The 15,007-nt window shown below is 56.9% G+C and carries 10 protein-coding genes; 3 read left to right on the top strand and 7 right to left on the bottom strand.

The window, feature by feature from the left end; translation table 11 throughout:
- Positions 1–18: 18 nt before the first annotated feature.
- On the top strand, positions 19–648 hold the full coding sequence (locus DNI29_RS14335; RefSeq protein WP_110978815.1) for a hypothetical protein: 630 nt from the start codon (positions 19–21) through the stop codon (positions 646–648).
- Between the two features lie 110 nt (positions 649–758).
- On the top strand, positions 759–4,367 hold the full coding sequence (locus DNI29_RS14330; RefSeq protein ID WP_123823256.1) for a PAS domain S-box protein: 3,609 nt from the start codon (positions 759–761) through the stop codon (positions 4,365–4,367).
- A 92-nt stretch (positions 4,368–4,459) separates the two neighbouring features.
- Here the strand turns inward: DNI29_RS14330 and DNI29_RS14325 are convergent, their stop codons facing one another.
- Both DNI29_RS14325 and DNI29_RS14320 read right to left on the bottom strand, forming a co-directional pair.
- Positions 4,460–5,194 (bottom strand): LytR/AlgR family response regulator transcription factor, encoded by a 735-nt coding sequence (locus DNI29_RS14325; protein WP_123823255.1) that lies wholly within the window; start codon positions 5,192–5,194, stop codon positions 4,460–4,462.
- Positions 5,195–5,493: 299 nt separating this feature from the next.
- Complete coding sequence (locus tag DNI29_RS14320; protein ID WP_110978812.1) at positions 5,494–6,870, bottom strand: FAD-dependent oxidoreductase; 1,377 nt, start codon at positions 6,868–6,870, stop codon at positions 5,494–5,496.
- Positions 6,871–7,395: 525 nt separating this feature from the next.
- Here DNI29_RS14320 and DNI29_RS14310 point away from each other — a divergent pair.
- The gene (locus DNI29_RS14310) at positions 7,396–10,179 is read left to right on the top strand and encodes a TonB-dependent receptor (protein ID WP_110978810.1); all 2,784 of its coding nucleotides are present in this window, start codon (positions 7,396–7,398) and stop codon (positions 10,177–10,179) included.
- A 518-nt stretch (positions 10,180–10,697) separates the two neighbouring features.
- On the opposite strand, the gene DNI29_RS24160 is transcribed toward DNI29_RS14310, so the two are convergent.
- The 5 genes from DNI29_RS24160 to DNI29_RS14290 form a co-directional block, all read right to left on the bottom strand.
- Positions 10,698–11,015 (bottom strand): hypothetical protein, encoded by a 318-nt coding sequence (locus DNI29_RS24160; protein WP_162303617.1) that lies wholly within the window; start codon positions 11,013–11,015, stop codon positions 10,698–10,700.
- 221 nt (positions 11,016–11,236) lie between these two features.
- Complete coding sequence (locus tag DNI29_RS14305; protein ID WP_110978809.1) at positions 11,237–11,830, bottom strand: alpha-ketoglutarate-dependent dioxygenase AlkB family protein; 594 nt, start codon at positions 11,828–11,830, stop codon at positions 11,237–11,239.
- A gap of 12 nt (positions 11,831–11,842) precedes the next feature.
- Positions 11,843–12,523 carry a hypothetical protein gene (locus DNI29_RS14300; RefSeq protein ID WP_110978808.1) on the bottom strand — a complete coding sequence of 227 codons (681 nt, stop codon included), beginning with the start codon at positions 12,521–12,523 and terminating at the stop codon, positions 11,843–11,845.
- Positions 12,524–12,624: 101 nt separating this feature from the next.
- Positions 12,625–13,908 (bottom strand): kynureninase, encoded by a 1,284-nt coding sequence (gene kynU, locus DNI29_RS14295; protein WP_110978807.1) that lies wholly within the window; start codon positions 13,906–13,908, stop codon positions 12,625–12,627.
- A 78-nt stretch (positions 13,909–13,986) separates the two neighbouring features.
- A complete protein-coding gene (locus tag DNI29_RS14290) occupies positions 13,987–14,997 on the bottom strand; it encodes an amidohydrolase family protein (RefSeq protein WP_110978806.1) in 1,011 nt (336 codons plus the stop codon).
- Positions 14,998–15,007: the final 10 nt, after the last annotated feature.

Here is a 15,007-nt window from a genome sequence, read left to right as displayed (position 1 = left end):
CCACTCAAGCCTCGCCTTTTGAACAAGCAGCTGGCCACGACACTCTCGGCGGTATTTCATCCGCTGCTCGTGCCGTTCTACCTGTTCTACGTCGTTTGCTACCAGCTTCCGGGGGTGCTTTTGTACCCGGCCCTGCCCGACCGTTGGCTGGTGCTGGCGGTGGTGGGAGGCTTCACGTTTTTGCTGCCTAGCCTTGGGGCTGCGGGGCTGGTGTACTACGGGCTGGTTGATTCCTTGGAAATGCCCCAGCGTCAGCAGCGAGCCTGGCCTTTGTTGCTGGCCACCACCAGCTTTGCAGCGGCGGCTTGGCTTTTGCACCGCCCCGGTTTGTTCGACCCGTTGCTTTACTACATGATGGCCGGCATGGCGGTGGCCGTGCTGTTGACCTTTTTGATTACACTGCGCTGGAAGATTTCGGCCCACGGCGTGGGTATGGGCGGAGCAGTAGGCTTATTGATGGTACTGTACCTGGGCGGTACGGCTGGCCTCGTGGGTTTGTGGTGGCTGGCAGGCATAGTGGTGGTAGCCGGCGCGGTAGGAAGCGCCCGCTTAGCCCTGAATGCCCATACCCCGGCGCAGGTGTGGGCCGGGCTGGCCTTGGGCGCGGGGTTGGTACTAGGATTTGGGGCGGGCTTGGCCTTGGGCTAGCCCAGATTCCTTGCTATCTTTCCTGTATCAACCAGGTGTGTGCCCCCATGCGCCGGCCTTTCCTCGCCCGATAGTTGGTTCCTTCGCGCCCTACCCTGAACCCGCTGCCTATGCCTACCCCCGACTCTACTACGGATACAACGGCCCTGGCCGAACAGCTGGCCCAGGAACGCCGGGAACGCATAGCGGCGGAGCAGCAGGTGCAGTCCCTGCGCCGCCACCTGAACGCCACGCAGCGGGTAGTAACCCGCCTAACAGGTAGCATCACGCGTCTGACCCAGAATCTGCGGGTAGCCGTGCTGGTAGTGCACCAGAACGGGCGGGTAGTACTACTGAACCAGGAATTCTGCGACCTATTTGGGCTAGAAGATGCCGAGCCGGGCATGCAGGAACAGCCCGCCGATCCGCTGCTGGAAGCGTTCATCAACCAATCGGTGCAGCCGGAGAACACCCGACAGCGGCTTGAAAACCTGCGCACGGCCAACCAGCGCGTACTGGGAGCAGATGTGGAGTTGTCTGACAGTACCGTACTGGAAATGGACTTCATTCCGCTCAGTGGGCAGGATGATTTGGTGCCCTCGGGCTACATGCTGTCTTTCCGCGACGTAACCCAGGCGCGCCGGGCCGAGCAATACTTGAACTCCTTGTCCCGGATTCCGGGCCAGAACCCGAACCCAGTGCTGCGCCTGCACGCCAACGGCCGCGTACTGTATGCCAACCCTGCCGCCGAGGAGCTTCGCCAGGAGTACGTGGCTCCCCAGACCGAGCCCGATTTTGCGCGGCAGCTCTACCAGGCTGCGTCGGAGGCACTCACCGCGGGCCAGCCCATTCAAACCGAAATCGGCTTCGACCACCATTGCTTCCAGCTGGCCATCGTGCCCTTCGTGAATGACCAATACGTCAACCTCTATTTCACGGATATTACCCAGGTAAAGGACGCGGAAAAGCGCTTAGTGGAGCAGCAAGAGTTCTACGAAACGGTGTTGAATCAACTGCCTGCCGATGTGGCCGTGTTCGACACCGAGCAGCGCTACCGTTTTGTGAATCCGGCGGCCATCCGGGATGCCAGTCTGCGCGAGTGGATTATCGGGCACAACGATTTTGAGTACTTCGAGTACCGACAGCGCCCCCTGGAGCTGGCCCAGCGCCGCCGGGCTATTTTCCAGCGGGCCATTCAGCAGCGCGGGGCCGTAGCGTGGGAAGAAACGCTGGACACGCCGGAGGGTCAGCGCCTGTCGTTGCGGCACATGCAACCGGTTTTCGGTCCCGAAGGCGAGCTGCGTATGGTCATTGGCTATGGGCTGGATATTACCGAACGCCATGAGGCCGAGGAAAAAGTCCGCCAAAGCGAAGCCCGTCTGCAGGAGCAACAAAACTTTGTTCAACAGGTAGTTAACACTACCCCCATCATCATCTGGGTGTGCGATGAGGAAGGTAAGATTCAGTTTTCAAACCAGGCGTTTGAGGATCTGATTAAAACAGGCCGCCACCGCTCTACTACCTCCCGAAGCCCTCACGACCCGGTAGCCACCGAGATTTGGGCGCACGAGCAAAGCATTAAGCAGGTCCTGAAATCAAGGCAGGAAATAGCCTATGAAAGCTCTTTCACTCAGCTCGACGGCTACGTCCGCTACTTCCAAACGGTAGTGCGGCCCCTACCCCGCGCCGATGGCAGCATCAACGTGATGGGCGTTAGCACCGACATCACGGAGATGAAGCAGGCAGGCAACACCCTGGAGCGCACGGCCAAGCAGTACCGCGACCTGATGCACTACTCCCAGGCTCTGATCTGCACCCATGATCTGGAAGGCATTATTCTGTCAGTAAATCCGGCGGCGGCTCAGCTGGTAGGGGTAGTACCCGACCTCCTGATTGGACGCACGCTTTATGATGTTCTGACACCCGACCTGCACCCGCAGCTGGAGGTGTATCTGAAGCAAGCGCATCAGCAGCAGGAGCTAACCGGCCTAATGACCCTGCGCGGCCCCGACGGCCGGCCCCACCATCTGATTTACAACAACTACCGGGTAGAAGAGCCCGGTGAGCTACCCTATGTAATTGCCTACGGTCAGGAAATTACGGAGCGCATTCAGGCCGAGCACGAACTGTTGCGAGCCAAGGAAGCCGCCGAAAATACGGCCCGCGCGAAGGAAAACTTCCTAGCCAACATGAGCCACGAAATCCGCACGCCGATCAACGGGGTGCTGGGCATGGCAGGGCTGTTGGCTAAGTCGCCTCTTAACCCAACCCAGCAAGAACACCTGCGCATTCTGCGCAACTCGGGCCGCCACTTGCTCACGGTTATCAACGATGTGCTGGACGTAGCCAAAATTGAAGCTGGCAAGCTGGAGCTAGAGCAGATGGCCTTCGACCTCAACCAATCTATTCAGGATGGAGTGCAAAGCCTAGCGTTCCGGGCCGAGGAGAAAGGCATCGGATTCCGGCTGGAGCTGGTGCCCCTACCCCACCCCGTAGTTATCGGCGACCCTGGCCGCATCAACCAGATTTTGCTGAACCTGCTGAGCAATGCCGTGAAGTTCACTACCCAGGGCGAGGTAGTGCTGGCCTCGCGCTTGCTGGAGGAAACGGATTCGGAGTTGGCCCTGGAGTTTGAGGTGCGCGACACGGGCATTGGTATTCCGCCCGAAAAGCAGGAGGCCATCTTTGAGAGCTTTTCGCAGGCCTACGCCGACATTTCGCGCCGGTTTGGCGGCACCGGCTTGGGCCTGACCATCAGCCGGAGCCTGGTACAGCAGCTGGGGGGCCAGATGTGGGTAGAAAGTGAGCTAAACCAGGGCAGCCGCTTTTTCTTTTCCCTAGCCTTACCCAAGGCTCATCACTCTCTGCCCGAGCCTACCCTTCTGCCTCCGCCCAACTACAGCCACCTGCGCGGCAAGCGGGTGCTACTGGTGGAAGATCATCCGGTGAACCAGCAGCTGGCCATGATGATTCTGGAGGGTTGGGAAGTGGAAACCCACGTAGCATCCGACGGCTTGGAAGCTCTCGATCAGTTAGAAGCCCGCCTCTACGACGTGGTGCTCATGGACATTCAGATGCCCGGCCTCAGCGGCCTCGACGTGACGCACCGCCTGCGCCAGCACCCCGATCCGCTGCGGGCCACTACCCCCGTTATTGCTCTCACGGCCAACGTGATGCGCTCCGACGATGAAACATATCGCGCGGCCGGACTTGATTATCTCTCTAAGCCCTTCGAGGAGGATGACCTGTTCCGGAAGCTGGAAGCCAACTTGCGCCCCGTGCCCGTTGATGAGCTGGAAGGTCAGGCCCTACCCCCCGGTTTGCCTGCACCCCCGCAGCCAGAACCGCTCCATACTCCGGCGGCGGCGCCCGTTCCAGAGCCCGATCCATTGTTCGACCTGACCATGCTGCGTGATACGGCGCATGGCAGCACCATCTTTATGCAGAAGATTGTAGGCTCGTTCCGGGCGCATACGCCCGTAGCCGTAGCTCAGCTCCGGGAGGCGGCGGCGGCTGAAGATTGGCTGGCCGTGGGCATGGTAGTGCACAAGCTGCGGCCCTCTATGCAGCTGCTGGGCATCCAGGCTGCGCAGGAAGCGGCCGCAGTTCTGGAGCCACTTTCCCGGCTGGCGCCTGATGCAACCCTACCCCCTTCGGAGCAGCTAAACCCTGCGGCCCAGCAGCTTGCCGATTTGCTGGAAGCCGCCGTGGAGCAGCTTGCCAACGCTCACATCGAGTAACATACCACTCCTAATGAATTCGCCCGTCCTTGTTCTGTATCAGCATACAAAACAGGGCCGGGCGAATTCGTTAGGAGTGGTATACTGGGAGCCTAAATACGATTAAGCTTGCGGAAAAAGGCCTCCTGGTACGATTTACCGATTGGGACGTGCTGACCGCCCGGCACTACGGCGGCGCCATCCTCAATGGCCTCGATGCGGCGCATGTTCAGGATGTAAGAGCGGTGTACGCGCACAAAATGGTCGAAAGGTAGGCGCGCGTCCAGGGCTTTCATGGTGGTGTACACAATGTACTTCTGCTTGTCCGTCACGATGATAACGTAGTCCGACAGGGCTTCGATGTAAAGTACTTCATCGAAGTTGATGCGCACCATCTTGTTGTTCACCTTCACGAACAGGTCGTTGTCTGGCGGGACCGTGGGGGCCGCCACGGGGGTAGTGGCCGCCATGGGGGTAGCGTGCTGCTGCAGGGCCCGCTGCACGGCCCGGCTGAAACGGGCGTAATCGAAGGGTTTTACCAGATAGTCCGTTACGCGCAGGTCGAAGGCATCAACGGCAAAATCTTCGTGGGCTGTGGTCAGGATAACGATGGGTGGATCGGAGAGCACACGCAGCAAATCTAGGCCATTGAGCTGGGGCATCTGCACGTCCAGAAACAATACATCTACTTTATTGCCCGCCCGAAAGTAGTTGAGCCCCTGCAGGGCATCATCCAGCGAAGTCACCAACTGCAGCGAGTCAGTCAGAGAAATGTAGTGCTCCAGCGTCAGCCGGTTGATTTCTTCGTCATCAATGATAGCACAAGTCAGAACGGGGGCGGTAGCCATAAGCAGTGGAAAGGGCGGAGTGGAAATCAGGTCGTGGAGGCCCCGAAGGTAGCTGATGAGCTGAATTAGCCTAGCAGACAAGCATTTCGGAGCAAATTGAGTAGCTAAACTACTCTACATCGGGTAGCCAATCAAGTTAAATATAGCAGCCGGCCCGTATTGTCTCAATTCCGGAAGAGCTGAGATAGAGTTTAGCTATTGGAAGAGCGGCTCTGCAGGGTTGGGCACAGCTGAGAGGGTAGGCGTTGCACAACTTTTCCCAAGTTAGGATGAATGCCAGCGGCCCATAGGGCAAGTAGTTAGCCCCGACGCGCCATTTCAGCGGCCACCATCTGCTGCACCTCTGGGTGCTGGTAGTCCTCCTCCGACTGAATATGGGCCATCAGGCGCTGCATAATTTGATCCTGCGCCTGCCCATTAGCCCAGGCTTCGGCATAAGGCAGGTGCGAAAACGTCACCTGTGAGTAAAGCGGCAACCACTTATCGGGGTACTGCGCCGAGATTTTGCTTTCAATTTTCTTTTGAAGCAGAAACCGCGGGTCGGCCACCCGGTCGCGCATCTCCTCGAAGTTGTACACGGCCAAATCGGCCATGGCATCGGCGTTCGGCTTGCGCTCCTGCTGAAACTCCCGGAAAATGCTGGTCCAGTCGTGGCCATAGCGGGTAAGCAGCTCGTGCAGCACGGTGCAATCCTCGAAGCCTGCGTTCATGCCCTGCCCATAGAAGGGCACAATGGCGTGGGCCGCGTCGCCGAGCAGCAGCACAGCATCGTGGTAGGTCCAGGGGTAGCAGCGCACGGTAACGAGGGAGCTGGTCGGGTTTTCGAAGAACTCCGTTTCCAGCTCCGGCATCAGGGGCACAGCATCAGGGAATACTTCCTCAAAGAAGGTGCGCACCTGAGCGGGTGTCTGCAGCATTTCAAAGGAAACCGGCCCCTCAAACGGAAAGAAAAGCGTACAGTTAAAGGAGCCGTCGAGGTTGGGCAAGGCTATCATCATGTACTGCCCGCGGGGCCAGATGTGCAGGGCATGCTTCTCCAGCGCCCACTGCCCTTCGGGTGCAGCGGCAATGGTCAGCTCCTTATAGCCGTAGTTGAGGTAGTGTTGTGAATAATTGAACCGGTCGGTGCGTTGCATGGCGCCGCGCACGGCGGAGTATGCCCCATCCACCCCGAAAAGCCGACTAAACGACACTGTGCGGCTCTGGCCTGAGTCGATATCCAGCATTTCTAGGGTGTGGGCGCGCAAATCCACGCGCTGGCACTGCTGGTTGAAGGCCACCTCGATAAGAGGGTTTTGCTCCACCAAATCCAGCATGCGGCGGTTCAGGCCGGCCCGCGACACGGAGTAGATGGATTGCCCCTCCTGACCGTAGGGCTGGTATGTGAGTTGCCCCTGCACGCTGTGCATGATGCGCCCGTGCATGGCAATAGCCACGTCGCGCACGGCTTCGGCAATGCCTACCCCCTCCAAGGCGCGCCAACCCCTATCGGAGAGAGCCAGGTTGATAGAGCGGGCTTCCACGGGACCAGACTTGCGAATGTCGGGACGGCGCTCAAACATCTCCACCGCGTGTCCGTGCTGGGCCAGATACAGGGCCAGTAAAGAGCCAACGAGCCCGCCGCCCATTACGGTAAGAGCTTCAGATTCAGCGGCAGGAGCAACAATATCGGCCATGGGGCACAGGAGTAAGCAGTGGGGGTAGGAGCAGATCCAAACAACGAAAGTAACCGATTCTGGTGGCATCAGGGGGCCAGGGAGCCAGTTTAGCTTAGTAGCCGGTTGCTAGAGTTAAACGAAATACGCCGTGCGGGGTCAGGAATACAGCTACTATTTGATTGGACAGCCGACTGCACCCACCAAAGCCAAGGGCATACGGTGGTTTTCATAATCCAAACGACGTGGCCCTACCCCTTCGCCATAAACGAGGTGGTAGAAGAGCTGCCTAGCCTAATTTTCTGCGGTTGCAGTGGCCCGTTATGATCTATTCAACAACAGATTTTCGGCTGGGCCGCTCCACCATCAAACTGTATCAATTTGGGAAAAATCCTCTAAAGACAGGATTGCAACTGTTGAGCTTAGCCGGGGTAATAGGTACGTTGACCCATGTTGCTACCTTGTTCAGCGAAAAGCTCCCAGACGCGGTAGATAGCAGCGGTAGGTTTGTAGCCCCATCTGGCTTACACACACCGCAACTTTAGTATGAAACCGCTCTACTCGTCTGTATTGGCCGCTATGATGCTTCCGCATCTGGCAGCAGCTCATACCGGCACCAACAGCTCGCTGCCTTCCTCTCTGAACTATGTAGCCGACCCAGACCCGGCAGAACGCTCATTGGCCGGTCAGGTTTTAACTGCAACCGGAGAGCCTCTGCCCGGCGCTACGGTCTTTATCAAGGGTAGCTTCATTGGCACTAGCACGGACCAATATGGGAAATTTGCACTCAATGCCAGCTTCGAGAATGGCCCGGTTACGCTGGTATTTTCTTACGTTGGCTTCGACACGCGCGAAGTCGAGTTGAAGAACCCGGAACTGGCCCTGACCATTGGCCTGACGCCTAGTGCTACCCTGCTCAACGAAACGGTAGTATCGGCTTCCCGTGTAGAGGAAAACATTCTGCGGGCCCCTGTAACGGTAGAAAAGCTTTCTACCCGCCAAATCGAAAAGATTACTACCCCCGAAATTCTGAGTGGCCTGGGCCAGCTGAAAGGGCTCGACGTAAGCTCGGCTTCGATGTTGTTTACCAGCGTGAGCACGCGAGGATTTAACACGGCCAAATCGGAGCGTGTAGTACAGCTGGTGGATTATATGGATACCCAGCTGCCCTCCCTGAACTTAAGCCCCGGTAACCTGGTAGGCATTCCAGAGCTGGACATGGAGAGCATTGAAATCATTCACGGCCCGGCCTCGGCCCTGTATGGTTCTAACGCGCTAAGTGGCGTTATCCTGTTCAACTCCAAGGACCCGTTTGTGTACGAAGGGCTGAGCGTGCGCCTACGCGGCGGCGAGCGGAACCTGCTGGATGGCCAGATTCGGTACGCTAAAAAAATAACCGATAAGCTGGCGTTTAAAATCAATGCTAGTGCCTTCCGGGCCAACGACTGGATTGCCGACAACATGGAGGCCACCCGCAGCTCGGTTAACCCACAGGGCTCTTCGCTGGGCTATAATGCCGTGAACCGCTACGGCGAACAGAGCTACACCTTCAGTCCGAAAAAACTGGCTGACGATACCGCCCCCAACCAGGAGCTATATGGCAAAACTGTTTACATGCCTGGCTTCACGGAGCGGCAGCTAATTGGAGAAGATAACCGCACTACCTCTTACCGAGCTCAGGGCGCCCTCTCCTACCTGCTGCGTGACGACTTGAAGCTGACGGTAGAAGCAAAGTATGCCCAAGGCACTGCTACTTACCAGAACATCAGCCGTTTCCGGGTAAAAGGCCTGGGCACCACCCAGTACCGCGCCGAGCTGAAAAGCCGCAAAGGATTTCTGCGACTGTACTCCACGGAAGACTTCACTGGCAGCTCTTATGAGCTGAACCAATTAGGCTCGCTGATTCAGGATTCGCCGATGGCAGAAGGAGGTAGCACAAGCTATTCTCAGCGTTTCTTTAGTGTGTACAACCAGCAGTACTCCAATGCCCGGAAAGCTGGTCAATCGGTAGAAGCGGCGCTGGCTACGGCGCAAGCGGCTGCTACTGCTGTCCAACTTACCCCATCTGACCCACGCTATGCTACTCTGCGCGAAAAGCTTGTTGACGACAAGCAGCCAGGACGCGGGGCGCAACAGTACTTCAACTCTTTCCTGCACGACATCAGCGGCCAGCGCACGTTCCAACTTTCTGACGTAGGAACCGAGCTGACGGTGGGCGCTGCTTACCGCGAGTTCCGCCTGGGTTCCGACGGTCTGCTGTTTTCCGACCGAAATGGGAAGCGTATCCGCAACTACGAGTACGGCGGCTATGGTCAGCTGACCCAAACTCTGCTGCAGGAACGCCTGAAGCTGGCCCTGGCCGGTCGGGTCGATGACTTTAAGAACTTCAAGCCCTCTTTTTCGCCGCGGGCCTCGGCGGTGTATTCCTTGGGCGAGAATAAGCAGCATAACTTCCGGGCCAGCTACGGCCGAGCATTCCGCTCGCCTTCGCAAACCGAACAGTATTTGCACAGCGACATCCGCATAGCAATACTAACGGGGAACGTGGGTAATGGCTTCCAAGGCTATAATCTGGCATTGTTTAGCTCCCCCCAACTCCTGGCGGCGGCACAAAGTAACCCTGCCGTACTCAAGCCCTACGAGTATAACATTAGCCCCCTGAAGCTGGAGCAGGTAACTACCGCCGAAATCGGGTACAAAGGCGCCTTGGTAGGCAACCTCTACGCCGACGTAAGCTACTACCGCAGCCGCTACCAGGACTTTATCGGGGCCCAGACGTTTGTGGGTAATACCGATGGCTCTCGGCCTACCCCTCAGCAGCTGGCCGCTGGCGCCAACAACGCCGGTAGCCCCTACTCTGACCAGAGCAAGCCCACGCGGATACTGTATGCCTACTACAACAGCAACCAGGAAGTGCGCACCCAAGGCGTAACGGCGGGGCTGACGTATTACTTCCATAAGGCCTTCAACCTCACCGGCAACTACTCTCTGAACGTACTAGACCGCAGCAACTTACCAGAAGGCTTCCAGACGTATTTCAATACGCCCAAGCACAAGTACAACGTAGGCGCCAACGGCCAGGCCGGTAACCTGAGCTACTCCGTGAACTACCGCTGGGTGCAAGGTCATTTGCAGGAAATGCCCTTCGCAGTAGGCACCATCCGCGACTATAGCACCACCGACGCTTACCTGGGCTACACTATTCCAAAACTGGGTAGCACCCTGCAGGCAGGGGTATCTAATGCCTTCAACGCCAACAACGTGCAGGTATTCGGCGGCCCCCAGATCGGGCGTCTTGCCTATCTGGGCCTGCGCTTTGATGTGAAGTAGCCTACAATAAACCAGTGACCTTGTGAGTTAGTAGGTTCAGAAGGATTTCCGCTGCCCTTTCCTTCTGGTAGGAAAACTCACTACCCAGACGAGCCCTTTCCTCTGCCCCGAGGTGAAGGGCTTGTCGCGTTTTCAGGGGGTAGGAAAAGGTCAACTGGTTTCAGGCTTGCTTCTTCCTATCTCAGCTTTCGATTGTATTGCCTCAGTAGCGCAGCATGGCTTCATCAAAGGATGTTTGCGAGTAGGCAATAGCCAGAACGCTCATGATGTTATACATCTAATGCAATGATAGAATTACAAACATCACTAAACTAAGTTCAGCCTTTAATTATACTCCTGACAACAAATTAAGTACGCGCACAGTTAATCTAACCAGAATTTCACGCTGCCATTATTAATTATATCACGCTTGCTACATACAAATCCAATCTAGATTATATATGCAGTACACTAACCATCCACATAATTTGTCATTTTCTATTATATCACTACATGAAACTACAGAGGAATATATTAGTCTATATTTGCAGACTACTTCCAAGAAAGGCATTTACATTTGTCGTTTTCCCATTTTTCACTTTTAAGTTCTTTATTTTTAGACCCAAGCTATTAGAAGATGAAATATCTAAAGTGTATAACCCTTGCTCTAAATTAATTTCTACTACCCCATTAATTACTTCGGCTTTATTTTTAATATCATTATTAATAAAAACAACGCCCTCACGAATAGGCTTTCCGTTGGCCCTGCTACTGACATTAATTTTTATACATCCACTATTAACAAATTGAAAATTAGAATATCCGAGCAAACAATAATCACTTTTTACAAAATGCACCTCATTAATATTAACATATTTTATTATGCTCGTTTTAAAATAGCACGCATGGTTTATTGAGCAGCCCTGCAGAAGCATAATTAAAAACACACTAGCAATTCTAAGCATTATACTCTTTATCGTTTTTTGATTTTGTGTTGCTCGCGGAGTGCTCCCATTAATACCCACTTCATTTAATGTATAATATTTTATTGCTAATGCCTACACAACCTTTCGACTCCTTACTTAACCAAACGAAACGTAAGGTTCAGGCGGGGGCCGACGGGGCGGGTGGTTTTGGGTAAGGCATGCAGCCAGTAACGCTGGGTAGGACCACGCATCAGGAGCAGGCCTCCGGCCGTGAGGGGAAGCGTGACAGGAGCGTGGGCAGTAAGGTTTGGGTCGCGGGGCTTCAGGCGGAAGTTGCGGGTAGCCCCCAACGTAACTGAGGCAATAATCGGCTCGGGACCCAGTTCCGGCTCATCGTCGGCGTGCCATCCCATGCTGTCCTGGCCGGAGCGGTAAAGATTGAGCAGCACACTGTTAAAGGCCGCACCGGCCGCTGCTTCTACCTGCCCGCGCAACTGTAGCAGGGCAGGTGTCCAGGGTTGGGGCTGTAGTTGCAGGCCCGAGTAGCGGTAGGAAGCGCCCGCGTCGCCGTGCCAGGCCGTGAGGCGGGGCTGCATCACCTCACGGCCAAATAGCTTAATGGGCTCGTGCTTCCATACTATGCTGCTAGTAAGTTCCGCGAACAGGGTTTGGGCCTTCGCTGGGGGTAGGAAGTCCGGGTCGAGCAGCAGCTCAGCGTTAGGCAGGACGATGGGGCTAAGAGCCATCAGCAGGGTTTCTTACACCGCCGGGCTTACGCCGAACCGCAGGTACAGAATGGCAAACACCATCATAATCAGGGCACAGATGAGCAGCGCCCCACCCCAGGGCCGACTGCGGTAGGGCTGCAGTCCAATGTACCTAGGCCAGAAGAAGAGGTTGTATAGTACAATAGCGAGGATATTGAACACGGAACCTAGCCAGAAATACTGGGTGCCATAGTTCTCCAGAATCCACTTCATGGAATACTGCGCGCCTATCCAATACCCTAATGCAAAGAGCAGAACCAGCCACGAAAGTCCAAACCGGCGCAGCGTACGCAGATTAAGGGCCAGCAGTACGCCACCCGCTACCATACTGAAGAGCACCGAAAACACGGTGATGGTACTAGGGGAATACAGCACCGGCCCGGTTTCCTCTGCAGCTTCGGTAGGTATTTCTTCGCCCCGCATGCGCCGGCGGGCCTGCTCCCGTTCCTCTTCCTGGGCACGAGCGGCCGATTCGCGGCGGTTGGTTTCCTGCTGGCTGATTTGGAGTTCCTGAATGATGGTAGCCGCGGCCGGCTCCGGGGTACCGCGACGTTCCAGTTCCTCTAAGGCAGCCAACACGGCCTCCTCGCGGTACTGGTAGCGGTTATCCACGTAGTCGCGCAGCTCAGCGACGGTTTTGCGGCTCATTTTTGCCGCGAAGTCTTCAGCCATGGTATTCAGGTCAGCGAAATCAAAACGAGCTGGGAACCAGCATCCCTATTCTTACGCAGAACAGGTATTTCCAGCGAAAAACTTTCGGCTGGTGCCAAATTCTATTCGGCTTGGCGGGCCCAGCCGGCCAGCACCTCGCCTACCCGGTACACATCCTCGAAGGTGTTGTAGAGCGGCACCGGAGCCAGCCGAATCACGTTGGGCTCACGCCAGTCGCCGATAACGCCTACCCCCATCAGGTGCTCAAACAGGTTGCGGCCGCCTTGGTGCACCAGCAAAGAAAGCTGGCAACCGCGCTGGACCGGGTCCTGAGGGGTAATGATTTCGAGGCGGGTTTTCGGCAGGTTTAGGCGGGTAATAAGGAATTCCAGGTAGCCCGTCAGCAGTTCACTTTTGCGGCGCAGAGCCTCCATGCCGCCGGCCGCTTCATGAATAGCCAAGGCGGCCTCGTGCACAGCCAGCGTCAGTATGGCGCCATTGGAAAGTTGCCAACCAGCCGCGCCGCGCATAGGCCGGAAGCCCTTTTTCATCTGGAAGCGCTCCTTATCATCGTAGCCCCACCAGCCAGCTAGGCGCACTAGGTCGGGGCGGTCGGCAAACCGCTCGTGCACAAATGCACCCGATACCCCGCCAGGCCCCGAGTTCAGGTACTTATAGGAGCACCAGCAGGCAAAGTCCACGTCCCAGTCGTGCAGGTGCAGCGGAATATTACCAGCCGCGTGGGCCAAATCAAAGCCCACCATAGCGCCTACTCTATGGCCTGCCTGGGTAATAGCGGCCATATCGTACACCTGCCCCGTGTAGTAGTTGATGCCGCCCATCAGAATGGTGCAGAGCGAGTCACCCAGTTCCTCAATCTTGGCCAAAATATCCTCAGTGCGCAGGGTATGCTCGCCAGGGCGCGGGGTTAGCTCCACAATAGCATCATTGGGGTCGAGGCCACGCATGCGGACCTGGGTTTCCAGAGCGTATTGATCGGAAGGGAAAGCACCGCCTTCCATCAGCACCTTGTAGCGGGTGGCAGTGGGCTGGTAGAAGGAAATCAGCAGCAGGTGTAGGTTGGTGGTGAGGTTGTTCATCACGACGACCTCCACGGGCTTGGCGCCCACAATGTGGGCCGAGGCTGCCTCCAAGCGCTGGTGGAAGTGCATCCAGGGGGTTTCGCCCTTGAAATGACCTTCCACGGCTAGCTCCTGCCAGTTCTGAAACTGCTGCTCAGCGGCGGCACGGGCCGTGCGGGGCTGCAGCCCCAGCGAGTTACCACAGAAGTAGAGGCTTTCTTCGCCGTTGGGCGCGGGCGGAATCAGAAACTGCTGGCGAAAGTCGCGCAGCGGGTCCTGCGCATCCAGTTGGCGGGCAAAGTCGAGGGTGGGTTCGAAGGTCATCGGGGCAAAGATACCAATGGGGAGTTGGTGATAAGGTAAATGGTGACAGGTGAATGGGATGTCGCCAGTTCGTTGCTCCTACACCCGAAACAAACTGGCATCCAGCCCCAGCCAATCCAGCGCATTCTGGCCGAGCATGCGAGACTTTACCTCCTCAGAATAGGGCAGGGAACGGATTAGCTCGCCGGGTACGGCTTCGCCCAAGGGGAAGGGGTAGTCGGTGCCGAGGGTTATTTTATCGGAGCCGAGGGTCTGGACGAGGTAATCAAGCAGGCGCGGGTCATGCACCAACGAATCAACCCAAAACCGGCCCAGATAATTGCGCGGGTGTACGGCATTATCGACGGCGCACAGGTCGGGCCGCACTTCAAACCCGTGGCCAATGCGCCCGATGGTGGTAGCAAAGGTACCGCCACCGTGGGCCGCTGCTACCCGCAAACGAGGCAGACGCTCTAGTACACCCCCGAAAATCAGGGAACAGAGGGCGCGGGTGCTTTCGGCAGGCATTCCCACCAGCCAAGGCAGCCAGTACTTGGGCATCTGCTGCTGGCCCATCATGTCCCAGGGATGAATAAACACGCAGGCCCCCAGCTCCTCAGCAGCCTGAAACACCGGAAATAGCTCCGGCGCGTCCAAGTTCCAGTCGTTAACGTGGGAACCGATTTGTACGCCCGCCATTCCCAGCTTCATGCAGCGCTCCAGCTCCCGAATAGCCAGGTCAGGTGCCTGCATGGGCAAAGTGCCTAGCCCCACAAACCGGGTAGGGTAGCGCTGTACCACGTCGGCAATGTGGTCATTCAGCAGCTGGCTCAGGTCTAGGGTATCGAGGGGGCGCGCCCAGTAGCTGAACATCACGGGCACGGTGCTGAGTACCTGTACCTGAGTCCCGAGCTGGTCATACTCTCGGATGCGCACGGCGGGGTCCCAGCAATTGTCCTGGATTTCGCGAAAAAACCGGTCGTCCTGCATCATGCGGGCGCAGCACGGCCGGTGGTGCTCCAGCCGGATAAAGCCGCCGTACCCGTACCGCTCGCGCAAATCGGGCCACCGCTCGGGCAGAATGTGGGTATGAATATCGATACTGAGCACGGCAGAAGCG

It is taken from the genome of Hymenobacter sediminis (assembly GCF_003231285.1).
Taxonomy (GTDB): domain Bacteria; phylum Bacteroidota; class Bacteroidia; order Cytophagales; family Hymenobacteraceae; genus Hymenobacter; species Hymenobacter sediminis.
Note: the sequence above shows the minus strand (reverse complement) of the source record. Positions and strands in the feature narration are given on the sequence as shown.

Bases quoted from the DNA above. Each gene is read 5' to 3' on its own strand.
- DNI29_RS14310 (WP_110978810.1), top strand. From the start codon at position 7,396: ATGAAACCGCTCTACTCGTCTGTATTGGCCGCTATGATGCTTCCGCAT.
- kynU (WP_110978807.1), bottom strand. From the start codon at position 13,908: ATGACCTTCGAACCCACCCTCGACTTTGCCCGCCAACTGGATGCGCAG.
- DNI29_RS14330 (WP_123823256.1), top strand. From the start codon at position 759: ATGCCTACCCCCGACTCTACTACGGATACAACGGCCCTGGCCGAACAG.
- DNI29_RS14325 (WP_123823255.1), bottom strand. From the start codon at position 5,194: ATGGCTACCGCCCCCGTTCTGACTTGTGCTATCATTGATGACGAAGAA.
- DNI29_RS14320 (WP_110978812.1), bottom strand. From the start codon at position 6,870: ATGGCCGATATTGTTGCTCCTGCCGCTGAATCTGAAGCTCTTACCGTA.
- DNI29_RS14300 (WP_110978808.1), bottom strand. From the start codon at position 12,523: ATGGCTGAAGACTTCGCGGCAAAAATGAGCCGCAAAACCGTCGCTGAG.
- DNI29_RS14305 (WP_110978809.1), bottom strand. From the start codon at position 11,830: ATGGCTCTTAGCCCCATCGTCCTGCCTAACGCTGAGCTGCTGCTCGAC.